Origin of the sequence: Pseudomonas asplenii, assembly GCF_001293465.1 — a bacterium.
GTDB classification, from domain to species: domain Bacteria; phylum Pseudomonadota; class Gammaproteobacteria; order Pseudomonadales; family Pseudomonadaceae; genus Aquipseudomonas; species Aquipseudomonas fuscovaginae_B.
Genome location: NZ_JSYZ01000002.1, coordinates 264,566 through 286,954, shown reverse-complemented (window position 1 = coordinate 286,954; position 22,389 = coordinate 264,566). Strand labels below are relative to the sequence as shown.

Sequence of the window (22,389 nt, the reverse complement as noted above, 5' to 3'; positions counted from 1 at the left end):
CTGCCGACCGGCAGGGGCTTTTTTGTACCTGTCGCCCCGCCGGTTGACGTGACGCCTTGCTTGCGCATCAGGTACAATTCCCGGCTATTTTTCGGCGGGCAGTCTGCCTGCAACCTTTTTGAGTGTTGACCCGTGAGTGATTTGAGTCATATCCGCAATTTCTCCATCATCGCCCACATTGACCATGGCAAGTCGACTCTGGCCGATCGCTTCATCCAGATCTGCGGCGGCCTGGCCGAGCGCGAGATGGAAGCGCAGGTGCTGGATTCCATGGACCTCGAGCGCGAGCGCGGGATCACCATCAAGGCCCACAGCGTTACCCTGTACTACAAGGCCAAAGACGGCATCACCTACCAGCTGAACTTTATCGATACCCCGGGTCACGTCGACTTCACCTACGAAGTCAGCCGTTCCCTGGCGGCCTGTGAAGGTGCCTTGCTGGTGGTCGACGCCGGCCAGGGTGTCGAAGCCCAGTCCGTGGCCAACTGCTACACGGCGATCGAGCAGGGCCTGGAAGTCATGCCGGTCCTGAACAAGATCGACCTGCCGCAGGCCGAGCCGGAGCGGGTGAAGGAAGAGATCGAGAAGATCATCGGGATCGACGCCACCGACGCCGTCACCTGCAGTGCCAAGACCGGCCTGGGGGTCGACGAGGTGCTCGAGCGCCTGGTGACCACCATTCCGGCACCGGAAGGCAATATCGACGATCCGCTGCAGGCGCTGATCATCGACTCGTGGTTCGACAACTACCTGGGCGTCGTGTCCCTGGTGCGTGTGCGCCACGGCCGCGTGAAGAAGGGCGACAAGATCCTGGTCAAGTCGACCGGCAAGATCCACCTGGTGGACAGCGTCGGCGTCTTCAACCCGAAACACACCGCCACCGCCGACCTGAAGGCGGGCGAGGTGGGCTTCATCATCGCCGGCATCAAGGACATTCACGGGGCACCGGTCGGTGACACCCTGACCCTCAGCTCGACGCCTGACGTCGACGTGCTGCCGGGCTTCAAGCGTATCCAGCCGCAGGTCTATGCCGGCCTGTTCCCGGTCAGCTCCGACGACTTCGAGGACTTCCGCGAAGCCCTGCAGAAGCTGACCCTCAACGACTCCTCGCTGCAATACACCCCGGAAAGTTCGGATGCACTGGGCTTCGGTTTCCGTTGCGGCTTCCTCGGCATGCTGCACATGGAGATCATCCAGGAGCGCCTGGAGCGCGAATACGACCTGGACCTGATCACCACCGCGCCGACGGTAATCTTCGAGCTCAAGCTCAAGAACGGTGAAACCATTTACGTCGACAACCCGTCCAAGCTTCCGGACCTGTCCGCCATCGAGGACATGCGTGAGCCGATCGTACGGGCCAACATCCTTGTGCCGCAGGAGCACCTAGGTAACGTCATTACATTGTGTATCGAAAAGCGCGGGATCCAGCACGACATGCTGTTCCTCGGCTCACAGGTGCAAGTCACCTACGATCTGCCGATGAACGAAGTGGTCCTGGACTTCTTCGACCGTCTCAAATCCACCAGTCGCGGCTATGCTTCGCTGGACTATCATTTCGATCGCTACCAGTCGGCCAACCTGGTCAAGCTGGACGTGCTGATCAATGGTGAGAAGGTCGACGCCCTGGCGTTGATCGTGCATCGGGACAACGCGCACTACAAAGGCCGTGCGTTGACCGAAAAAATGAAAGAACTGATTCCTCGTCAGATGTTCGACGTTGCCATCCAGGCTGCCATCGGCGGCCAGATCGTGGCGCGGACAACCGTCAAGGCGCTCAGAAAGAACGTACTGGCCAAATGCTACGGTGGTGACGTGAGCCGTAAGCGCAAGCTGTTGGAAAAGCAGAAGGCCGGTAAGAAACGCATGAAGCAAGTAGGTAACGTGGAAGTTCCACAGGAAGCCTTCCTTGCGGTGCTCAGGTTGGATAGTTAGGTCCTATGTCACTAAATTTCCCGCTGTTGCTGGTCATTGCCGTCGCTGTCTGCGGTCTGTTGGCGTTGCTCGATCTGGTCTTTCTGGCTCCACGGCGGCGGGCGGCGATCGCCAGCTACCAGGGCAGTGTCGCGCAGCCTGACGTGGCCGTGGTCGAGAAGCTGAACAAGGAGCCCTTGCTGGTCGAGTACGGCAAGTCCTTCTTCCCGGTGCTGTTCATCGTGCTGGTGCTGCGCTCGTTTCTGGTCGAGCCGTTCCAGATTCCATCCGGCTCGATGAAACCGACCCTGGACGTGGGTGATTTCATCCTGGTGAACAAGTTCTCCTACGGGATTCGCCTGCCGGTGATCGACAAGAAGGTGATCCCGGTCGGTGATCCGCAGCGCGGGGATGTCATGGTGTTCCGCTATCCGAGCGATCCGAACGTCAACTACATCAAGCGTGTAGTCGGGCTGCCGGGTGACACGGTGCGCTACACCAGCGACAAGAGGCTGTTCGTCAACGGTGAGTCGGTGGCCGAGCAACTGGTGGGCAACGAGCCGGGCATGCTGGGCAGTGCCGAACTCTATAAAGAGAAGCTGGGCGCCGTCGAGCACCTGATCCGCAAGGAAATGGGCCGTTATCGCGCGCCGCCGGATCACGAGTGGAAGGTACCGGCCGGCCATTACTTCATGATGGGCGACAACCGCGACAACTCCAACGACAGCCGCTACTGGGATGACCCCAACATTCCCAAGGAACTGCTGGGCATGGTTCCCGACGAGAATATCGTCGGCAAGGCCTTCGCGGTCTGGATGAGCTGGCCTGATCCCAAGTTCAGCCGCATGCCGACCTTTTCGCGGGTCGGCTTGATCAAGTAGCCCAAACGGCGCTGTTGAATACAGCGCCGAATGCTTTTCAGGTACTTGAAGACGATGAGAGTGACTATGCGGTCCGCCGCTCCCCAGAAGGGCCTGTCGTTTGTGGGCTGGTTGCTGGCCCTCGCGCTGGTGGCCTTCGTCAGCAGCACGGCATTCAAGGTGGTTCCGTTTTACCTCGACTATCTGTCGATGAAGAAAATCATCATGTCGGTGGAAACCGACAAGGCGGCGGACGTGACCACCGTCAACGACTTTTACACCCATGTTGCCCGTGGCATGCAGGTCAACAGTATTCAGGATGTGGATTTGAACAAGGCGTTAAACGTAACGGTGGAGGGCAGCCGATTTCTTGCCCATCTGAAATACGAGCAGCGCGTCGCGCTGATCCAGAATATCGATCTGGTGGTGAAATTCGACCACGAATTCAGCGTGGGTAAACCGTGAGCCTGTCCCTGAGCCGTCTCGAGCGCAAGCTCGGCCATACCTTCAAGGACCAGGAGCTGATGCTCCTGGCCCTGACACACCGCAGCTTTGCCGGGCGCAACAACGAGCGCCTGGAGTTCCTGGGCGATGCGATACTCAACTTCGTGGCTGGCGAGGCGCTGTTCGAGCGTTTTCCCCAGGCCCGCGAAGGCCAGTTGTCGCGTTTGCGCGCACGCCTGGTAAAAGGTGAAACACTGGCCGTACTGGCCCGTGGTTTCGAACTGGGCGACTACCTGCGCCTGGGTTCCGGCGAGCTCAAGAGCGGCGGTTTCCGCCGCGAGTCGATCCTGGCAGACGCCCTGGAAGCATTGATCGGTGCGATCTACCTGGATGCCGGCATCGAAGTGGCCCGTGAGCGCGTGCTGGCCTGGTTGGCCTCGGAGTTCGACAGCCTGACGCTGGTCGATACCAACAAGGACCCCAAGACCCGCCTGCAGGAGTTCCTGCAATCGCGGGCCTGCGAGCTGCCGCGTTACGAAGTGGTGGATATCCAGGGTGAGCCGCATTGCCGGACCTTCTTCGTCGAGTGCGAAGTCACCCTTTTGAACGAGAAGAGCCGTGGGCAGGGCGTCAGCCGTCGTATTGCCGAACAGGTGGCGGCCGCTTCAGCACTGATCGCCCTGGGCGTGGAGAATGGCAATGACTGATTCAACTGCAACACGCTGCGGCTATGTCGCCATCGTTGGCCGGCCGAACGTGGGCAAGTCCACGCTGCTGAACCACATTCTCGGACAGAAGCTGGCGATCACCTCGCGCAAACCGCAGACCACCCGCCACAACATGCTCGGGATCAAAACCGAAGGCGAGATCCAGGCGATCTACGTCGACACCCCGGGCATGCACAAGAGCAACGAGAAGGCGCTCAATCGCTACATGAACAAGACCGCCTCGGCGGCCTTGAAAGACGTCGACGTGGTGATCTTCGTCGTCGATCGTACCCGCTGGACCGATGAGGACCAACTGGTCCTGGAGCGTATCCAGTACGTCGAGGGCCCGGTGATCGTTGCCCTGAACAAGACCGACCGGATCGAGGACAAGGCCGAGCTGATGCCGCACCTGAGCTGGTTGCAGGAGCAGTTGCCGAAGGCGCAGATCGTGCCGATCTCCGCGCAGCAGGGGCACAATCTCGATACCCTGGAAGGCCTGATCGCCCAGCATCTGCCGGAGAACGAGCACTTCTTCCCGGAAGACCAGATCACTGACCGCAGCAGCCGTTTCCTCGCCGCCGAACTGGTGCGCGAGAAGATCATGCGTCAGCTGGGGGCGGAACTGCCCTACCAGATCACCGTCGAGATCGAGGAGTTCAAGCAGCAGGGCGCCACCTTGCACATCCATGCGCTGATCCTCGTCGAACGCGATGGTCAGAAGAAGATCATCATTGGTGACAAGGGTGAGCGGATCAAGCGCATCGGCAGCGAAGCACGCAAGGACATGGAGCTGCTGTTCGATTCGAAGGTCATGCTCAACCTGTGGGTCAAGGTGAAGGGCGGCTGGTCCGATGACGAGCGCGCCCTGCGTTCGCTGGGTTACGGCGACCTCTAACTCTTCCTGTAGGAGCAGGGCTTGCCCGCGAAGCTTTCAGGTCCCGCCGACCTGTCTCGCGGGCAACTGATCTCGATTAGCCTCTCCCACAAGTAAAAGCTCCCCCGCGAGGCTTCATGTCCGCCAATCCTCCACCCGGCCAACCGGCCTATGTCCTGCACTCCCGCGCCTACCGCGAAAACAGCGCCCTGGTGGATTTCATCACGCCCCAGGGCCGGCTGCGCGCGGTGCTGCGCAATGCGCGGGGCAAGGCCGGGACCCTGGCGCGGCCGTTCGTGCCGCTGGAGGTCGAGTTCCGGGGGCGTAGCGAACTGAAGAATGTCGGCCGCATGGAGAGCGCCGGGGTTGCCGTGTGGCTGAGCGGCGACGCGCTGTTCAGCGGTCTCTACCTCAACGAGTTGCTGATCCGTCTGCTGCCTGCCGAGGATCCGCACCCGGCACTGTTCGAGCATTACGCCCTGACCCTGCTGGCCCTGGCCGAAGGCCGTCCGCTGGAGCCGCTGCTGCGTTCATTCGAATGGCGGCTGCTGGACGATCTCGGTTATGGCTTTGCCCTGAACGTGGACCTCCATGGCGAGCCACTGGCAGCGGACGGCATGTATCGGCTACAGGTCGACGCCGGCCTGGAACGGGTCTACCTGTTGCAGCCCGGGCTGTTCCAGGGCAGTGAGCTGCTGGCGATGGCCGAGGCCGACTGGAGCGCGGTCGGCGCTCTTTCTGCGGCCAAGCGGCTGATGCGCCAGGCGCTCGCCGTGCATCTGGGTGGCAAGCCGCTGGTCAGTCGCGAGTTATTCCGCAAACCCTGAGCGGGCAGGGCGGCTGCGTGAATTTGATCGATGGAACTGAACGTGCGGGCCTGCGTCCCGTGTATGCTGTGGGGCGAATCTTCCACTCTTCAGGAGCCTTTCCGTGAGCACCAGCACCCGCATCCTTCTCGGCGTGAATATCGACCACGTTGCCACCCTGCGTCAGGCCCGGGGCACCCGCTACCCTGATCCGGTCAAGGCCGCGCTGGACGCCGAGGAAGCCGGAGCCGATGGCATCACCGTGCACCTGCGCGAAGACCGCCGGCATATCCAGGAGCGCGACGTGTTGCTGCTCAAGGATGTGCTGCAAACCCGCATGAACTTCGAGATGGGTGTGACCGAGGAAATGATGGCGTTCGCCGAGCGCATCCGTCCGGCCCACATCTGCCTGGTGCCGGAAACCCGCCAGGAACTGACCACCGAAGGCGGCCTGGACGTGGCCGGCCAGATCGAGCGGATTCGGGCGGCGGTCGAGCGCCTGAGCCGGATTGGCAGCGAGGTGTCGCTGTTCATCGATGCCGACGAGCGGCAGATCGCGGCAGCCAAACAGGTTGGCGCTCCGGCGATTGAACTGCACACCGGGCGTTATGCCGATGCCGAAACCCCGGCCGAGGTGGCCGAGGAACTGAAGCGTATCGCCGATGGCGTGGCGTTTGGCGTGGGCCAGGGGCTGATCGTCAATGCCGGGCATGGCCTGCACTACCACAACGTCGAGGCGGTGGCGGCGATTGCGGGGATCAACGAGCTGAACATCGGCCATGCGCTGGTGGCTCATGCGCTGTTCGTCGGCTTCAAGGGGGCCGTGGCGGAAATGAAGGCGCTGATCCTGGCGGCTGCGGCCAAGGCCTGACTCAGAGCTGCGACGGCTGCTCGGTCGGCTTGGTCTTGTCCACGCCCGGTATGTGCAGCGCACCTTCGGCGACCTGGCTGCCCTCGAGCTGCGGCTGGGTCACCCAGGTCAGGATGTCGTAGTAGCGGCGGATGTTGGCGACGAAATGCACCGGCTCGCCGCCCCGGGCATAGCCGTAGCGGGTCTTGCGATACCACTGCTTCTGCGACAGGCGTGGCAGCATCTTTTTCACATCCAGCCACTTGTTCGGGTTCAGCCCCTCGTTTTCGGCGAGCTTGCGCGCGTCGTCGAGGTGACCGCTGCCGACGTTGTAGGCCGCTAGGGCGAACCAGGTGCGATCCGGCTCCTCGATCTTCTCGTCGAGCTGGTCCTTCATGTAGGCCAGGTACTTGGCGCCGCCGATGATGCTCTGCCTGGCATCCAGGCGGTTGGACACGCCCATGGCCTGGGCAGTGCTCTGGGTCAGCATCATCAGGCCGCGCACGCCGGTCTTGGAGGTGACGTCCGGCTGCCACAGCGATTCCTGGTAGCCGATGGCCGCCAGCAGGCGCCAGTCGATCTTTTCTTCCTTGGCCGCGGCCTGGAAGTGCTTCTCGTACTTGGGCAGGCGCTGCTGCAGGTGCTGGGCGAAGGTGTAGGCGCCGACATAGCCGAGGACATCGACGTGCCCGTAGTAGCGGTCCTTCAGGCGTTGCAGGGTGCCGTTCTTCTGCACCTTGTCGAGGTAGGCGTTGACCTCGTTGAGCAGGCTGTTGTCGTCGCCGGGAGCCACGGCCCAGCGCTGGTTGCGGGCATCGCCGAGGTCGAAGGCGACCCTGACGTTGGGGAAGTAGACCTGGTTCATCGCCACTTCGTTGGAATCCACCAGGGTCAGGTCGATCTGCCCCTCGTCGACCATACGCAGCAGGTCGACGACTTCGACCGCGTCGGATTCTTCGTATTCTATTGCGGGATTCTGCTTTTTCAGTTCGGCCAGCTGTTCGGCGTGGGTGCTGCCCTTCAGAACCGTGATGCGTTTGCCGGCCAGGTCCGCAGGCGTGGTGGGGCGTGGCTGGCCATTGCGGTAGATGATCTGCGGGGTGACTTCCAGGTAAGGATGGGAAAAGCGCGCCTGCTGCTGGCGCTCGTCGCTGCCCACCAGGCCGGCGGCCGCCAGGACCGGGCCGTTGGGTTTGCCCAGTTGGCCGAACAGATCGTCGAGGTTGTCGGCCGTTTCGATCTCGAGCTTGACCCCCAGGTCATCGGCAAAGCGTTTGACCAGCTCGTACTCGAAGCCGGTTTCGCCGTTGCGATCCTGGAAATAGGTGGCCGGACTGTTGCGGGTGATCACGCGCAGTACGCCATCCTCCTTTACGCGCTCGAGCGTGCTGGGTTTCTCAACACAGGCGCCGAGCATCAGGAAGAGTCCGGTTGCGATGAGCCACTTGGCACAGCGCTGGCGGAAAGCAGTTTGGGAAAACATGTGCGCAGTATACGCAAAGGACCTCGGCCGCCATATCTCGACAGATGGGTGCCGGTCTGCTAGCGAATCCCGGGCAGGGCTGCAGGCCTCTGGAATGGGGCCTCGCGATGGCGCGACAGAGCAAAAATAACCGTCTTGAATGCCTTTGATGCCTTTTAATAATAAGCAGCGGGGCGTGAATCGACATCCGGCCTGCGCGAGGATGCCGTTTCGGGTGCCGTCGCGGGCGGTTTAGGCTAGAATGCACGGCCTCAAAGCACACCCCCTTCCCGAGGCTGTCCCGAAGATGTTGATCCTGCGCGGTGCTCCTGCCCTTTCCGCCTTTCGCCACGGCAAACTTCTCGAGCAACTGAGCCAGAAAGTTCCGGCTGTCAGTGGCCTGTATGCCGAGTTCGCCCACTTCGCCGAAGTGACCGGCGACCTGACCGGCGACGAACAGCAAGTGCTGGCCCGTCTTCTGAAATACGGCCCGAGCGTGCCGGTTCAGGAGCCAAGCGGTCGTCTGTTCCTGGTGCTGCCGCGTTTCGGCACCATTTCGCCCTGGTCGAGCAAGGCCAGCGACATCGCCCGCAACTGTGGCCTGGGGAAAATCCAGCGTCTGGAGCGCGGTATCGCCTTCTACGTGGCCGGCCAGTTCAGCGAGGCCGAGGCCGAGCTGATCGCCGCCAGCCTGCATGACCGCATGACCCAGATCGTCCTGGGCAGCCTGGAGCAGGCCGCCGGCCTGTTCAGCCATGCCGAGCCGAAGCCGCTGACCGCGGTCGATATCCTCGGTGGCGGCCGCGCCGCGCTGGAGAAGGCCAACGTCGAGCTGGGCCTGGCCCTGGCCGAAGACGAAATCGACTACCTGATGAACGCCTTCACCGGCCTTGCGCGCAACCCGCATGACATCGAACTGATGATGTTCGCCCAGGCCAACTCCGAGCACTGCCGTCACAAGATCTTCAACGCCAGTTGGGATATCGACGGCGAGAGCCAGGAAAAAAGCCTGTTCGGCATGATCAAGAACACCTACCAGATGCACAGCGAAGGTGTCCTGTCGGCCTACAAGGACAACGCCTCGGTGATCGTCGGCAACGTCGCCGGCCGTTTCTTCCCGGACCCCGAAACCCGCCAGTACGGCGCGGTGCAGGAGCCGGTGCACATCCTGATGAAGGTCGAGACCCACAACCACCCGACTGCCATCGCGCCGTTCCCTGGCGCCTCCACCGGTTCCGGTGGCGAGATCCGTGACGAAGGTGCCACCGGTCGCGGTGCCAAGCCGAAGGCCGGCCTCACCGGTTTCACCGTCTCCAACCTGCAGATCCCCGGCTTCGAACAGCCTTGGGAAGTGCCGTACGGCAAGCCCGAGCGTATCGTCAACGCCCTCGACATCATGATCGAAGGCCCGCTGGGCGGCGCCGCTTTCAACAACGAGTTCGGCCGTCCGGCCCTGACCGGCTACTTCCGTACCTTCGAGCAGTCCATCAACACCCCCCACGGCGAAGAAGTGCGCGGCTACCACAAGCCGATCATGCTCGCCGGCGGCATGGGCAACATCCGTGCCGAACACGTGCAGAAGGGTGAAATCAGCGTCGGCGCCAAGCTGATCGTGCTCGGCGGCCCGGCGATGCTGATCGGCCTGGGCGGCGGTGCGGCCTCGTCGATGGCCACCGGTACCAGCTCGGCTGACCTGGACTTCGCCTCGGTGCAGCGCGAAAACCCGGAAATGGAGCGTCGTTGCCAGGAAGTGATCGACCGCTGCTGGCAGTTGGGCGACCACAACCCGATCCGCTTCATCCACGACGTGGGTGCGGGCGGTCTGTCCAACGCCTTCCCGGAACTGGTCAACGACGGCGACCGCGGTGGCCGTTTCGAACTGCGCAACGTGCCCAACGACGAGCCGGGCATGGCCCCGCACGAAATCTGGAGCAACGAGTCCCAAGAGCGCTACGTACTGGCGGTCGACGCGGCCGACTTCGAGCGTTTCAAGGCGATCTGCGAGCGTGAGCGTTGCCCGTTCGCGGTGGTCGGCGAAGCCACTGCCGAGCCGCAACTGACAGTCACCGACAGCCACTTCGGCAACAGCCCGGTGGACATGCCGCTCGAAGTGCTGTTGGGCAAGCCACCGCGCATGCACCGTTCGGTCAAGCGCGAAGAGGAACTGGGCGACGATTTCGATCCGAGCAGCCTGGCGCTCGCCGACAGCATCGAGCGCGTCCTGCACCACCCGGCCGTGGCCAGCAAGAGCTTCCTTATCACCATCGGCGACCGCACCATCACCGGCCTGGTCGCCCGTGACCAGATGGTCGGCCCCTGGCAGGTGCCGGTAGCCGACGTGGCCGTCACCGCCACCAGCTTCGACGTCTACACCGGTGAAGCCATGGCCATGGGCGAGCGCACTCCGCTGGCCCTGCTGGATGCCCCGGCGTCCGGCCGCATGGCGATCGGCGAGACCCTGACCAACCTGGCCGCCTCGCGTATCGGCAAGATCTCCGACATCAAGCTGTCGGCCAACTGGATGTCCGCTGCCGGCCATCCGGGTGAAGACGCGCGCCTGTACGACACCGTGAAGGCGGTCGGCATGGAACTGTGCCCTGAGCTGGGCATCACCATTCCGGTGGGCAAGGACTCCATGTCCATGGCCACCCGCTGGAAGGACGACGGCGTCGACAAGAGCGTGACCTCGCCGCTGTCGCTGATCGTGACCGGCTTCGCCCCCGTGACCGACATCCGCAAGACCCTGACGCCGGAACTGCGCATGGACAAGGGCACCACCGACCTGATCCTGATCGACCTGGGTCGTGGCCAGAACCGCATGGGCGCCTCGATTCTCGCCCAGGTGCACGGCAAGCTCGGCAAGCAGGCGCCGGACGTCGATGACGCCGAAGACCTGAAGGCCTTCTTCGCGGTGATCCAGGGCCTCAACGCCGATGGTCACCTGCTGGCCTACCACGACCGTTCCGACGGCGGTCTGCTGGTCAGCGCTGTGGAAATGGCCTTCGCCGGCCACTGTGGCCTGAACCTGACCCTCGATGGCGTGGCGGAAACCGCCGCTGACATCTCGGCCATCCTGTTCAACGAGGAACTGGGGGCGGTGATCCAGGTTCGCCAGGACGCCACCGCCGAAGTGCTGGCTCAGTTCAGCGCTGCCGGCCTGGGCGAGTGCGTCTCGGTGATCGGCCAGCCGTTGAACAACGGCGAGATCAGCATCAGCTTCAACGGCGAAACCGTGTTCAGCGGCGAGCGTCGCCTGCTGCAGCGCCAGTGGGCGGAAACCAGCTACCGCATCCAGCGCCTGCGCGACAACGCCAACTGCGCCGACCAGGAATTCGACGTCCTGCTCGACGAGAGCAACCCGGGCCTGAGCTACAAGACCAGCTACGACGTGAACCAGGACGTCGCTGCGCCGTACATCAAGAAGGGCATCCGCCCGCAGGTGGCGGTACTGCGCGAACAGGGCGTCAACGGCCAGGTGGAGATGGCGGCGGCGTTCGACCGTGCCGGTTTCAGCGCCATCGACGTGCACATGAGCGATATCCTCGCCGGTCGCGTCGACCTGAACGCGTTCAAGGGCCTGGTCGCTTGCGGCGGCTTCTCCTACGGTGACGTGCTGGGCGCCGGCGAAGGCTGGGCCAAGTCGGCACTGTTCAACAGCCGTGCCCGCGATGCCTTCCAGGGCTTCTTCGAGCGCAGCGACAGCTTCGCCCTTGGCGTGTGCAACGGTTGCCAGATGATGTCCAACCTGCACGAGCTGATCCCGGGCAGCGAGTTCTGGCCGCACTTCGTGCGCAACCGTTCCGAGCAGTTCGAGGCGCGGGTGGCGATGGTGCAGATCCAGGAGTCGAACTCGATCTTCCTGCAAGGCATGGCCGGTTCGCGCATGCCGATCGCGATCGCCCACGGCGAAGGTTATGCCGAGTTCGAAAGCGAGGAAGCGCTGCTGCAGGCCGATCTGTCGGGTTGCGTGGCCATGCGTTATGTCGACAACCACGGCAAGGTCACCGAGACCTATCCGGCCAACCCGAACGGCTCGCCGCGCGGGATCACCGGCCTGACCAGCCGCGACGGTCGCGTCATGATCATGATGCCGCACCCTGAGCGTGTGTTCCGTGCCGTGCAGAACTCCTGGCGTTCGGACGACTGGAGCGAAGATGCACCGTGGATGCGCATGTTCCGTAACGCGCGCGTCTGGGTGAACTGAGCCGGCGATGTACAAGCTCGCCTTCTTCGTTCCACCCAGCCATGTGGAGCAGGTCAAGAGCGCCGTATTCGCCGCCGGTGGCGGACGGATCGGCGCCTATGACCACTGCGCATGGCAGGTGCTGGGCCAGGGCCAGTTCCGCCCGCTGGACGGCAGCCAGCCGTTCCTCGGGCAGACCGGTGTGGTCGAGCAGGTGGACGAGTGGAAGGTCGAGCTGGTCGTCGACGATTCACTGATTGCGGCGGTGGTGCTGGCGCTCAAGCAGAGCCATCCCTACGAAACGCCGGCGTATGAGGTCTGGCGTCTGGCCGACTTCTGAGCGTTGCCCGCAGGGCCTCGCCAACTCCCGCGGCCTGTACGCCGATCAGCAGGTGCCAGGCACCGCCTGTCAACGGGCTGATACCCTTGCAGCCGAGCGCACTCAGTTGGGCTTCGGACAACTTGTCCACATCCTCCAGTTGTACCCGCAGCCGCGTCTGGGCGACACAGTCCAGTGCCAGCACATTCTCCCTGCCTCCCAGCGCGTCCAGCCACTGTTGCAGTTGGCCGGGACTGATGCCGTTCACCTCGGCGGCGACTGGGGCGCTGGCTGCCGGGAGGTGCGTGGCGGTATTGGGCAGTGCCAGGCGGATCTCGTCGGCGATGCCGTCGGCCAGCGGGCCGACCACCACTTGCAGGCTGCCGCCCTGGCCGGGGCGGACCACGGCGAGGGCCCCCAGCTCCTTCAGTTCGCTGTCCAGGGCCTTGTCCCGGTCCCGCAGTTCCAGGCGCAGGCGGGTGGTGCAGGCGCCGACCGTCAGCAGGTTGTCGGCGCCGCCGAGGGCGCGGATGTAGGCTGCGGCCCGCTGGCTGTCGTCCAGTGTCTGGTTGGTCGCCGGATTGGCGATAATCTCGCGTCCCGGGGTCTTGAGGTCGAAACGCCGGATGCAGAAATCGAACACCGCGTAGTAGATCGCCGCGTAGGCCAGGCCAACCGGCAACACCAGCCAGCCATTGGTGGACTTGCCCCAGCCCAGGGCCATGTCGATGGCACCACCGGAAAAGGTGAAGCCGAGATGGATGTCGAGCAGGTTGGTGATCGCCATCGACAGCCCGGTCAACAGTGCATGAACCACATAGAGCAGCGGCGCGAGGAACATGAAGGCGAACTCGATGGGTTCGGTCACGCCGGTGAGGAACGAGGTCAGCGCCATCGACAGCAGGATGCCACCCATCAGCTTGCGCCGTTCGGGCAGGGCGTTGCGGTACATCGCCAGGCAGGCGGCGGGCAGGCCGAAGACCATCACCGGGAACATGCCGGTCATGAATTGCCCGGCCCTGGGGTCGCCGGCGAAGTAGCGTGCCAGGTCGCCGGTGACCACTCGGCCGGTGTCCGGGTCGGTGAAGCTGCCGAAGACGAACCACATCATGTTGTTGAGGATGTGGTGCAGGCCGGTGACGATCAGCAGGCGGTTGAACACGCCGAAGATGAACGCGCCAATGCTGCCGCTTTCGACCATCATCAGTCCCAGGCTGTTGATCCCGTGCTGGATCGGCGGCCAGATCAGGCCGAACACCAGCCCCAGGCCGACCGCGGAAAAGCCGGTGACGATCGGTACGAAGCGCCGGCCGCCGAAGAAGGCCAGGTATTCGGGTAGCTTGATGTCCTTGAAGCGGTTGTACAGCGCCCCGCCGAGCAGGCCGCTGATGATTCCCGCAAGCATGCCCATGTTGATCTCGGCGTCGATGACCTTCAGCGTGGCCACCAGCACCAGGTAGCCGATGACCCCCGCCAGCCCGGCGGTGCCGTTGTTGTCACGGGCGAAGCCGACGGCGATGCCGATGGCGAAGATCAGGGCCAGGTTGGTGAAGATGGCGTTGCCGGCATCGTGGATGATCGCGATGTCCAGCAGGTCGGCGTCACCCAGGCGCAGCAGCAGGCCGGCGATCGGCAGGATGGCGATGGGCAGCATCAGGGCCCGGCCGAGACGTTGCAGGCCTTCGATAAACAGCTGGTACATGTTGGCTCTCCTTATTGTTGTTATCGGTCCAGTGGCCACTGCTGGTGGCAAGCTTCGCGCACGCTCGCGGCGCTGCCGAGCTGGAGCAGCGACTGACTGATACGGCGGCATTGGGCGGCATCGAGGCTGCGCACCCGCTCCTTGATTTCGCCGATCTGTGGCGGGCTCACCGACAGCTCGGTGACGCCCAGGCCAACCAGTACCGGCGTGGCCAGCGGGTCCGAGGCAAGGGCGCCGCAGACGCCCACCCAGCGTTGGTGCCGTGCGGCCCCGGCGCAGGTGCTGGCGATCAGTTGCAGCACCGCCGGGTGCAGGGCATCGACTCGCGCCGCCAGGCCGGCATGATCACGGTCCATGGCCAGGGTGTATTGCGACAGGTCGTTGGTGCCGATGGAGAGGAAGTCGGCGTGCTCGGCCAGTTGCCCGGCCAGCAGTGCCGCGCAGGGTACTTCGATCATGACGCCCAGTTGCGGGCGCTCGCTGAGGCCCAACTCGTCGGCCAGGCGCTCCAGGCAGCGGCGAATAGGCAACAGCTCGTCGACCTCGCTGACCATGGGCAGCAGAATTCGGCAGCGTTGCATGGGGCTGACCTGCAGCAGCGCCCGCAGTTGCTGCTCCAGCAGTTCCGGCCGGGCCTGGGCCAGACGGATGCCGCGCAGGCCGAGCACCGGGTTGGCTTCGACGGGCAGCGGCAGGTAGTCGAGTTGCTTGTCGCCACCGACATCGATGGTACGGATGATCACCGGCTTGTCGCCCATGGCGTCGACCACCGCCTGATAGGCATTCAGCTGTTCCCGTTCGTCGGGGGCGGTCTGGCGGTCGACGAAGAGGAACTCGGTGCGCAGCAGGCCGACACCGTCGGCACCACTCTGGTGGGCCTGCTGGGCTTCCTCTGCCGAGGCGACATTGGCTGCCACCTCGATCGACAGACCGTCGCGCGTATGGGCCGGCGAGAGGCTGAGTTCCTGCTGGCGCTGACGGCGCAGTTGATGGTGCTCGCGGGCCATGGCGACGCCGTCGAGGCGAGCCTGGTCGGGCGTCAGTTCGAGGCGGCCGTGACCGGCATCGAGCACCACCTGCTGGCCGGGGGCGACCTCCAGCAGCGGCGCACCCAGGGCGACCAGGCAGGGCAGGCCCTTGGCGCGGGCGAGAATGGCGACATGGGAGGTGGCCCCGCCTTCGGCCATGCACAGCCCGGCGACGTCCTGCCGGCTGATCAGCAGCAGATCGGACGGTGTCAGTTCATGGGCGGCGACGATCGCCCCCGGCGGCAGTTCGTAGTGCCAGGTGTCGCCGAGCAGGATGCGCAGTACCCGCTGGCGCAGGTCGCGCAGGTCATTGGTGCGTTCGGCGAGCAGCGGATTGCCCAGTTGCAGCAGGACCTGGCACTGGCTCTCGATCGCCTGGCTCCAGGCGTGGCTGGCGGCGCGGCCATGGGCAATGGCCTGGGCGGCGATGTCGAGCAGGGCCGGGTCTTCGAGTAGCGCCAGGTGGGCATTGAAGATCGCCTGTTCGGCATGATCCCCGCGCGCCATGGCTTGCTGCAGGGTCGTATGGATTTCCCTGCGCACCTGTTCCAGCGCGCCGGTCAAGGCCTGCCGTTGTTCCTCGACGTCATGCGGGCCGCAGTCGGGTGGCAGCTGGATGGCCTGCAGTCGCGCCAACGGACCGCTGACCAATCCTGGCGCGGCGCATACCCCGTGCAGCACACCGGCCTCGGCGGGCCGAATGGCGATTGGCTGGGGCGGGACGGCGTGGTGGTGGTCTTCGGCCAACGGCGTTTGCAGCACCTGCAACAGGGCCTGTATGGCTGCCTCACGATCCTTGCCCCGGCAACTGACTTGCACCTGGGCCTGTTCCTCGACGCCCAGCCCCATGATGCCGATCAGGCTGTCGAGAGAGGCCGACCGATCGCCCAGATGCAGTCGCGCGCTGCAGTCGAAGCCCTGTGCCGTCTGGCGCAGCAGGGCGGCCGGCCGGGCGTGCAGACCGCCACGGTGGGCGACCCGGACACTGCCGCGGACCTCGTCGTCGCCGTTGTCCGCCATGGCCGTCGACGGCTGGGCCGACTGGCGTGGGACGACCTGCAACACGGGGTCGCCGACCTTGACCGAGTCGAGCGGTCGGGTTCGCAGCTCGTAACGTTCGCCATTGGTCAGCACCAGCGGGCTGACCAGGCTCCTGCTGTGGCGGGCGACCTGGTCCAGGTCGAATCGCAGCAGGGCCTGGCCCGCCTCGACCCGATCCCCTTCACCGACCAGCAGGACAAAGCCTTCGCCCTGCAGGGCGACGGTATCCAGGCCCAGGTGCAACAGCAGCTCGGCGCCGTTGTCGGCCCGCAGGGTCAGGGAGTGCCGGGTGCGTGCGACGTGTATGATCACCCCGGCGCAGGGCGCATGCAGGCTGTCGTTGAGCGGGTCGATGGCGATGCCTTCGCCCAGGGCACCACTGGCGAACACGGCATCGTCGATAGCCGGGAGTGGCATTACGGGACCGCTCAGCGGTGCGCCGAGGGTGAGCTCATTATTGTTGTTATGCATGGCACGGTACTCGTCAGTGGGTACGGGTGACTTTGCTCAGGTGACGCGGTTGGTCGGGGTCCATGCCGCGGGCCACGGCCAGTTGCGCGGCCATCACGTAGAAACTCTGGATCGCCAGGATCGGGTCGAGGGCCGGGTGGCGCGCGCAGGCCAGGTCCAGGTCACGCTCGGCGATGTCGGTGGGGGCGGCGAGCAGCACCCGCGCACCGCGCTGGCGCATGTCGCTGGCGAGCTTGAGCAGCCCGGCCTGCTCCGCGCCACGGGGGGCGAAGACCAGCAGTGGATAACCGGCATCGATCAGGGCCATCGGGCCGTGACGGACCTCCGCGCTGCTGAAGGCTTCCGCCTGGATCGCCGAGGTTTCCTTGAATTTCAGCGCGGCTTCCTGGGCGATGGCGAAGCCGGCGCCACGGCCGATCACCATCAGCCGTTCGCTGGCGCGCAACACCTCCAGGGCCGGGCTCCAGTCCTGTGCCGCCGCCTGTTGCAGGCCTTCGGGCAGGGCCCGGCCGGCCTCCAGCAATGCCGGGTCGTATTGCCAGTAACCCAGCAGCCGGGCGCTGGCACTGAGGGTGGCGATGAAACTCTTGGTCGCGGCGACGCTCTGTTCGGGCCCGGCCAGCAACGGGAGGGTGTATTCGCAGGCGGCCTGCAACGGTGAGTCGGGGACGTTCACCATGGCCACGCTCAGGGCCCCGCGGTCGCGCAGCAGGTGCAGGCTGTCGACCAGGTCGGGACTCTGCCCGGACTGGGAAAAGGCGAATACCGCCTGGCCGTGGACCTGCAGTGGCGAGTGCCGCAGGGTGACCACCGACATCGGCAGCGAGGCCACCGGCACGCCGGTCTGTTGCATGGTCAGGTAGGCGAAGTAGCTGGCCGCATGGTCGGAGCTGCCGCGGGCGACGGTCATCGCTACCTGGGGCGGCCGCTCGCGCAGACGCGCGCCGATGGCGATCAGTTGGTCATCGAGCCCCTGCAACTGGCGGCTGACCGCCTCATGGGAGGACAGCGCCTCTTCAAGCATTCTGCAAGTCAACGGCTTCTCCTTCGACCATTACCGCGGTCAGTGTCAGTGAGCGATCCAGGCGCACGCAGTCGGCCCAGCTCCCCGGCTGCAGGCGCCCGCGTTCGGTGAGGCCGAGATAGTCGGCGGGAAACTGCGAGAGCCGTTGCGAGGCTTCGGCGATGGGCAGGCCGATCTTCACCAGGTTGCGCAGGGCCTGGTCCATGGTCAGGGTGCTGCCGGCCAGGGTGCCATCGGCCAACCGCACGCCGCCCAGGCACTTGGTCACGGTGTGGCTGCCGAGCCGGTACTCGCCATCGGGCATGCCGGCGGCGGCGGTCGAGTCGGTCACGCAGTAGAGGCAGGGTATCGAGCGCAGTGCTACGCGCATCGCCCCCGGGTGCACGTGCAACAGATCGGGGATCAGCTCGGCGTAGCGCGCGTGGGCCAGCGCGGCCCCGACGATGCCCGGTTCGCGGTGGTGCAGCGGGCTCATGGCGTTGTACAGGTGGGTGAAACTGCTGGCCCCGGCGGCGAGGGCGGCGACGCCTTCCTCGTAGCTGCCCAGGGTGTGGCCGATCTGCATGCGAATGCCGCGTTGGCTGAGGCTGCGGATCAGGTGTTCGTGGCCGGCGATTTCCGGGGCGATGGTGATCACCCGGATCGGCGCGAGGCGCAGGTATTCATCGACTTCGGCGGCGATCGCGGTGTGGGCGAAATTCGGCTGGGCGCCGAGCTTGCCGGGGTTGATGAACGGGCCTTCGAGGTGCACGCCGAGGATACGCGCCGTGCCTGGCGGGCGTTGTTCGCAACAGGGGCCGAGTTGGGCGAGGATCGCGCCGATCTCTTCGGATGGCGCGGTCATGGTGGTCGCCAGCAGGGAGGTGGTGCCGAAGCGCAGGTGGGTGCGGGCGATGGTCTCGAAGGCATCGCCACCCTGCATGATGTCCCTGCCGCCACCGCCGTGGACATGCAGGTCGATGAAGCCCGGCAGCAGGTAGGGCAGATCGTTGTCGGCCGGCTCGCAGGGCTCGCCTTCGATGCGCAGCACCCGGCCTTGCCGGTGGATCAGGCGACCGCGAACCCAGCCTTGGGCGGTCAGGATGTTGTCTTCGGACATGGCGGCTTCCCCGGGCTGGCTAGCGTCGCAACTCGGCGACGAAGTCGTAGTAGTCGTTGCGGCAATAGGTGTCGGTCAGTTCGATGGGGGTGTTGTCCTCCAGGTAGCCGACGCGGGTCATCAGCAGCATCGCGGTACCGGGCTCGATGCCGACCAGGGCGGCGAAGTCCGGCGAGGCATTGATCGCGCGGATATGTTGCAGCGCCCGCACCACGGGGCGGCCGATACCGTCCAGGTATTCGTAGAGCGAATCGCCGATCTTCTCCGGTTCGGGGAGCAGCGTGGCGGGCAGGGTGCTCATCTCGATCGCCATCACCGTGTCGTCGGCCTTGCGCAGGCGCTTGAGGCGCGCAACCTCGGCACTGGGCGAGAGGGCCAGGCGGATCAGCTCTTCATGGCTGGGCAGAGTGATATGGCGTTCCAGCCATTGGGAACCGGGTACGAAGCCCTTGGAACGGAGCATTTCGCTGAAGCTGGAAAGGCGTGACAGCGGCTGTTCCAGCCGTGGGGTGATGAAGGTGCCGGAGCCCTGGTTGCGACGGATCAGGCCTTGTTCGAGAAGGACCTCCAGGGCCTTGCGCGAGGTTACCCGGGAAATGCCCAGCAACTCGCTCAGGTTGCGTTCCGAGGGCAGCGCCTGTTCGGCTTTCCATTGGCCGGCATGAATGGCGGCCTCGAGGTTGCGTGCCAGTTGCAGGTACAGCGGTGTCGGTTGGGACTCGTCAGGTCGCAGGGCGAGGATCTTGTCCATGCAGGTTTTCCGATGCGGTTATTGGCGTTCTTGTGCTCGGTAGTGGTATTGAAAGTAATACCACTTGAATACCATGTCAATGCCAGTGGTCTTTCCCGAACGTAATAAAAAGCCCGGCATGGGTGGCATGCCGGGCTTTTCGCGATTGAGTGGTATCAGGGTGGTTGCACGCAGGCTCAGGGGCGGATTTCCACCAGGGTGCCGTCCTTGACCAGGTTCCACACCTCGCGCATGTCGACGTTGCGCATGCCGATGCAGCCGTCGGTCCAGTCCAGGGTATGCAGCCATTGCTCCGGGTAGTCCTCGGAGTCCGGTGTGCCGTGGATCATGATCATGCTGCCGGGGTTGACGCCCTCGCGGCGGGCGCGGGCGGCGTCGCTGATGTTCGGGTAGGAGATGTGCATCGACAGGTTGAACTTCTCGCTGGTCTTGCGCCAGTCGATCCAGTAGAACCCTTCCGGCGTGCGGCGGTCGCCCTCGATCAGCTTGGGGCCCTTGGGGTTGCGGCCCAGGGAGATCCGGTAGGTCTTCAGCGGCTTGCCGTCGTTGATCAACTGCAACTGGTGGGCGGACTTGAGAACCAGGACTTTTTCGATGGTCCGGCCCTGCAGCGGGTCGGCGGCGGAGGCCTGGGACAGCGTGGCGAACGACAGGCAGAAGACGGCTAACAACCAACGCATTGAAACGATATCCCTGGAAAGGTGGCAGAGCGGCTTATTGTGGGTCGGCCGCCTTCGGCATCATGGGCGGCACAGCTTCGCTGCGTACCGGGAATTCCTGGGTAGGGCGGTCGGCGAAGAAGCATTCTAAGGTACGCCCGACCGTCCTGAAAGCCAGCTCTGACCAGGGGATCTCGTGCTCTTCGAACAGGCGCACTTCCAGGCTCTCGGGGCCGGCGGCGAAGTCCAGGTCGGCCAGTTCGGCGCGATAGAACACATGCACCTGGTTGATGTGCGGCACGTCGATCAGGGTGTAGATCCTCAGGTCGTTCACCCGGGCGCAGGCTTCCTCGAGCGTTTCCCGGCGTGCGGCCTGCTCCACGGTCTCGCCGTTCTCCATGAAACCCGCCGGCAGGGTCCAGTAGCCCAGCCGTGGCTCGATGGCGCGTCGGCACAGCAGCACCTGGCTGCCCCAGACCGGCAGGCAGCCGGCGACGATATTGGGATTCTGGTAATGAATGGTCTGGCAGTGGTCGCAGACAAAGCGCAGGCGCGTGTCGCCTTCGGGGATACGTTGACTGACCGGTTTGCCGCACTGGCTGCAGAACTTCATGGGCTATTCTCTGGAGGATCCGTCTATTTTTGCGTGTGCCGCTGCCTGTCGGCAAGTTGTGCATTCACGAAACAGTTGAGGGGTTGGGCGGTCTGACGGTTTGGTGCATGATGCAGGGTAAGTCAGACATCGAGATCAGCTATGCAGGATGAGCTACTTCGACGTGTAAGAGAGCATACCCCCCGGCCCCTGGAAACGGACCGACGTTTTCCGGAGGCGGCGGTATTGGTGCCGATCACGCGCAGCGAAGAGCCGGAACTGGTATTGACCCTGCGTGCCAGCGGCCTTTCGACCCATGGCGGCGAGGTGGCATTTCCCGGCGGTCGGCGCGATCCGGAAGACCCGGACCTGGTGTTCACCGCCCTGCGCGAGGCCGAGGAGGAGATCGGCCTGGCGCCGGGCCTGGTGGAGATTGTCGGGCCGTTGAGCCCGCTGGTCTCGCTGTACGGTCTCAAGGTCACGCCGTATGTCGGCCTGGTGCCGGACTTCGTCGAGTACCGGGCCAACGATGCCGAGATCGCCGCAGTGTTCAATGTGCCCTTGGCGTTCTTTCGCGAGGACCCGCGCGAGCACACCCACCGCATCGACTACCAGGGCCGCAGCTGCTACGTGCCGAGCTACCGATATGGCGAGTACAAGATCTGGGGGCTGACGGCGATCATGATCGTCGAGCTGGTCAACCTGCTGTATGACACCCGGATCGACCTGTACCAGCCACCGCAGCGCTTCATCAATCTCTGAATCCAAGCCATCGTCAGTATGGCGCCGTACCCCGAGCCGTGAGGATTACCGCATGAAATACCGTCTGGGCGACTTTCGCGTCGAAGCCCATCCGCAGAGCTGGGTGGCTCCCAATGCCGTGCTGGTGGGCAAGGTCAAGCTGCAAGAGGGCGCCAGCGTCTGGTTCAACGCCGTATTGCGCGGCGACAACGAACTGATCCTGATCGGCCCCAACAGTAACGTGCAGGATGGCACGGTGATGCACACCGACATGGGCTATCCGCTGACCATCGGGACCGGCGTGACCATCGGCCATAACGCCATGCTGCATGGCTGCACTGTCGGCGACTACAGCCTGATCGGCATCAACGCGGTGATTCTCAACGGCGCGAAGATCGGCAGGCACTGCATCATCGGCGCCAATGCGCTGATCGGCGAGAACAAGGAAATCCCCGATGGCTCGCTGGTCATGGGCTCGCCGGGCAAGGTGGTGCGCGAACTGACCGAGCAGCAGAAGAAGATGCTCGAAGCCAGCGCGGCCCATTACGTGCATAACGCGCAACGGTATGCCCGCGACCTGCAGGAAGACCAGGCATGAGCACGACCGAACGCCCGGTGGCCTCGCCCTGCGTGAGCATCTGCGCGCTGGACGAGCAGGACATCTGTACCGGCTGCCAGCGCACGGCAGGGGAAATCAGCCGCTGGGGGCGGATGGACAACGCCGAGCGACGCGAGGTGCTGGGGCGCTGTCATGAGCGGGCCAGGGCGGCCGGCGTTCTGTGGACGTTAGCCAGTCCAGCGGTGTCCTGACGGGCGTATTCGCGGGCAAGCCCTGCTCCTACAGGATTTGCGCCAAACGCCAAAT

20 protein-coding genes are annotated in these 22,389 nt (G+C 64.5%); 12 read left to right on the top strand and 8 right to left on the bottom strand.

The window, feature by feature from the left end; all coding sequences use genetic code 11:
* Positions 1 to 132: 132 nt before the first annotated feature.
* The 7 genes from lepA (at position 133) to pdxJ (ending at position 6,473) form a co-directional block, all read left to right on the top strand.
* Positions 133 to 1,932: a translation elongation factor 4 gene (gene lepA / locus PF66_RS03340; RefSeq protein ID WP_020481066.1), complete on the top strand. Its 1,800-nt coding sequence runs from the start codon at positions 133 to 135 to the stop codon at positions 1,930 to 1,932.
* Positions 1,933 to 1,937: 5 nt separating this feature from the next.
* Complete coding sequence (gene lepB / locus PF66_RS03335) at positions 1,938 to 2,792, top strand: signal peptidase I (RefSeq protein ID WP_054059219.1); 855 nt, start codon at positions 1,938 to 1,940, stop codon at positions 2,790 to 2,792.
* A 66-nt stretch (positions 2,793 to 2,858) separates the two neighbouring features.
* The gene (locus tag PF66_RS03330; RefSeq protein WP_054061884.1) at positions 2,859 to 3,236 is read left to right on the top strand and encodes a DUF4845 domain-containing protein; all 378 of its coding nucleotides are present in this window, start codon (positions 2,859 to 2,861) and stop codon (positions 3,234 to 3,236) included.
* A complete protein-coding gene (rnc, locus tag PF66_RS03325; RefSeq protein ID WP_054059217.1) occupies positions 3,233 to 3,922 on the top strand; it encodes a ribonuclease III in 690 nt (229 codons plus the stop codon). Before PF66_RS03330 ends, rnc begins: the two co-directional genes overlap by 4 nt.
* Positions 3,915 to 4,817: a GTPase Era gene (gene era / locus PF66_RS03320; protein WP_017904943.1), complete on the top strand. Its 903-nt coding sequence runs from the start codon at positions 3,915 to 3,917 to the stop codon at positions 4,815 to 4,817. Before rnc ends, era begins: the two co-directional genes overlap by 8 nt.
* 116 nt (positions 4,818 to 4,933) lie before the next feature.
* Positions 4,934 to 5,623 carry a DNA repair protein RecO gene (recO, locus tag PF66_RS03315; protein WP_054059216.1) on the top strand — a complete coding sequence of 230 codons (690 nt, stop codon included), beginning with the start codon at positions 4,934 to 4,936 and terminating at the stop codon, positions 5,621 to 5,623.
* A 103-nt stretch (positions 5,624 to 5,726) separates the two neighbouring features.
* Positions 5,727 to 6,473 (top strand): pyridoxine 5'-phosphate synthase, encoded by a 747-nt coding sequence (gene pdxJ / locus PF66_RS03310; RefSeq protein WP_054059215.1) that lies wholly within the window; start codon positions 5,727 to 5,729, stop codon positions 6,471 to 6,473.
* Position 6,474: 1 nt separating this feature from the next.
* Here pdxJ and mltF read toward each other — a convergent pair whose 3' ends face one another.
* Positions 6,475 to 7,935, bottom strand: a complete 1,461-nt coding sequence (mltF, locus tag PF66_RS03305) for a membrane-bound lytic murein transglycosylase MltF (RefSeq protein ID WP_054061883.1) — start codon at positions 7,933 to 7,935, stop codon at positions 6,475 to 6,477.
* 286 nt (positions 7,936 to 8,221) lie between these two features.
* Here mltF and purL point away from each other — a divergent pair, with 286 nt between their 5' ends.
* Both purL and PF66_RS03295 read left to right on the top strand, forming a co-directional pair.
* Positions 8,222 to 12,118, top strand: a complete 3,897-nt coding sequence (gene purL / locus PF66_RS03300) for a phosphoribosylformylglycinamidine synthase (protein WP_054059213.1) — start codon at positions 8,222 to 8,224, stop codon at positions 12,116 to 12,118.
* Between the two features lie 7 nt (positions 12,119 to 12,125).
* Positions 12,126 to 12,437 carry a YqfO family protein gene (locus PF66_RS03295; RefSeq protein ID WP_054061882.1) on the top strand — a complete coding sequence of 104 codons (312 nt, stop codon included), beginning with the start codon at positions 12,126 to 12,128 and terminating at the stop codon, positions 12,435 to 12,437.
* Here PF66_RS03295 and nagE read toward each other — a convergent pair.
* From nagE to PF66_RS03260, 7 genes are all read right to left on the bottom strand, one after another.
* Positions 12,376 to 14,118, bottom strand: coding sequence for an N-acetylglucosamine-specific PTS transporter subunit IIBC (nagE, locus tag PF66_RS03290; protein WP_054061881.1), 1,743 nt, complete (start codon positions 14,116 to 14,118; stop codon positions 12,376 to 12,378). The genes PF66_RS03295 and nagE overlap by 62 nt on opposite strands.
* Before the next feature lie 20 nt (positions 14,119 to 14,138).
* The gene (gene ptsP / locus PF66_RS03285; protein ID WP_054061880.1) at positions 14,139 to 16,658 is read right to left on the bottom strand and encodes a phosphoenolpyruvate--protein phosphotransferase; all 2,520 of its coding nucleotides are present in this window, start codon (positions 16,656 to 16,658) and stop codon (positions 14,139 to 14,141) included.
* Between the two features lie 13 nt (positions 16,659 to 16,671).
* Complete coding sequence (locus PF66_RS03280; RefSeq protein WP_152972957.1) at positions 16,672 to 17,694, bottom strand: SIS domain-containing protein; 1,023 nt, start codon at positions 17,692 to 17,694, stop codon at positions 16,672 to 16,674.
* A complete protein-coding gene (gene nagA / locus PF66_RS03275) occupies positions 17,675 to 18,781 on the bottom strand; it encodes an N-acetylglucosamine-6-phosphate deacetylase (protein WP_054061878.1) in 1,107 nt (368 codons plus the stop codon). The genes PF66_RS03280 and nagA overlap by 20 nt, the downstream gene beginning before the upstream one ends.
* Positions 18,782 to 18,800: 19 nt before the next feature.
* On the bottom strand, positions 18,801 to 19,532 hold the full coding sequence (locus PF66_RS03270) for a GntR family transcriptional regulator (RefSeq protein WP_054059208.1): 732 nt from the start codon (positions 19,530 to 19,532) through the stop codon (positions 18,801 to 18,803).
* A 176-nt stretch (positions 19,533 to 19,708) separates the two neighbouring features.
* Positions 19,709 to 20,212, bottom strand: coding sequence for a L,D-transpeptidase family protein (locus PF66_RS03265; protein WP_054061877.1), 504 nt, complete (start codon positions 20,210 to 20,212; stop codon positions 19,709 to 19,711).
* Positions 20,213 to 20,246: 34 nt separating this feature from the next.
* On the bottom strand, positions 20,247 to 20,804 hold the full coding sequence (locus tag PF66_RS03260; protein WP_054059206.1) for an NUDIX hydrolase: 558 nt from the start codon (positions 20,802 to 20,804) through the stop codon (positions 20,247 to 20,249).
* A gap of 141 nt (positions 20,805 to 20,945) precedes the next feature.
* On the opposite strand from PF66_RS03260, the gene PF66_RS03255 reads away from it, so the two are divergent.
* From PF66_RS03255 to PF66_RS03245, 3 genes are read left to right on the top strand one after another with little or no spacing between them, the layout of a single operon-like run.
* Positions 20,946 to 21,545, top strand: a complete 600-nt coding sequence (locus PF66_RS03255; protein ID WP_054059205.1) for a CoA pyrophosphatase — start codon at positions 20,946 to 20,948, stop codon at positions 21,543 to 21,545.
* A gap of 52 nt (positions 21,546 to 21,597) precedes the next feature.
* Positions 21,598 to 22,122, top strand: a complete 525-nt coding sequence (locus tag PF66_RS03250) for a gamma carbonic anhydrase family protein (protein ID WP_054059204.1) — start codon at positions 21,598 to 21,600, stop codon at positions 22,120 to 22,122.
* Positions 22,119 to 22,334, top strand: coding sequence for a DUF1289 domain-containing protein (locus tag PF66_RS03245; protein WP_054059203.1), 216 nt, complete (start codon positions 22,119 to 22,121; stop codon positions 22,332 to 22,334). The genes PF66_RS03250 and PF66_RS03245 overlap by 4 nt, the downstream gene beginning before the upstream one ends.
* Positions 22,335 to 22,389: the final 55 nt, after the last annotated feature.

Coding starts and splice junctions, on each gene's coding strand:
- PF66_RS03330 (WP_054061884.1), top strand. CDS start 2,859: ATGCGGTCCGCCGCTCCCCAGAAGGGCCTGTCGTTTGTGGGCTGGTTG.
- era (WP_017904943.1), top strand. CDS start 3,915: ATGACTGATTCAACTGCAACACGCTGCGGCTATGTCGCCATCGTTGGC.
- PF66_RS03245 (WP_054059203.1), top strand. CDS start 22,119: ATGAGCACGACCGAACGCCCGGTGGCCTCGCCCTGCGTGAGCATCTGC.
- PF66_RS03295 (WP_054061882.1), top strand. CDS start 12,126: ATGTACAAGCTCGCCTTCTTCGTTCCACCCAGCCATGTGGAGCAGGTC.
- nagA (WP_054061878.1), bottom strand. CDS start 18,781: ATGTCCGAAGACAACATCCTGACCGCCCAAGGCTGGGTTCGCGGTCGC.
- nagE (WP_054061881.1), bottom strand. CDS start 14,118: ATGTACCAGCTGTTTATCGAAGGCCTGCAACGTCTCGGCCGGGCCCTG.
- PF66_RS03250 (WP_054059204.1), top strand. CDS start 21,598: ATGAAATACCGTCTGGGCGACTTTCGCGTCGAAGCCCATCCGCAGAGC.
- purL (WP_054059213.1), top strand. CDS start 8,222: ATGTTGATCCTGCGCGGTGCTCCTGCCCTTTCCGCCTTTCGCCACGGC.
- PF66_RS03260 (WP_054059206.1), bottom strand. CDS start 20,804: ATGAAGTTCTGCAGCCAGTGCGGCAAACCGGTCAGTCAACGTATCCCC.
- PF66_RS03270 (WP_054059208.1), bottom strand. CDS start 19,532: ATGGACAAGATCCTCGCCCTGCGACCTGACGAGTCCCAACCGACACCG.
- PF66_RS03265 (WP_054061877.1), bottom strand. CDS start 20,212: ATGCGTTGGTTGTTAGCCGTCTTCTGCCTGTCGTTCGCCACGCTGTCC.
- PF66_RS03255 (WP_054059205.1), top strand. CDS start 20,946: ATGCAGGATGAGCTACTTCGACGTGTAAGAGAGCATACCCCCCGGCCC.
- mltF (WP_054061883.1), bottom strand. CDS start 7,935: ATGTTTTCCCAAACTGCTTTCCGCCAGCGCTGTGCCAAGTGGCTCATC.
- recO (WP_054059216.1), top strand. CDS start 4,934: ATGTCCGCCAATCCTCCACCCGGCCAACCGGCCTATGTCCTGCACTCC.
- lepB (WP_054059219.1), top strand. CDS start 1,938: ATGTCACTAAATTTCCCGCTGTTGCTGGTCATTGCCGTCGCTGTCTGC.
- ptsP (WP_054061880.1), bottom strand. CDS start 16,658: ATGCATAACAACAATAATGAGCTCACCCTCGGCGCACCGCTGAGCGGT.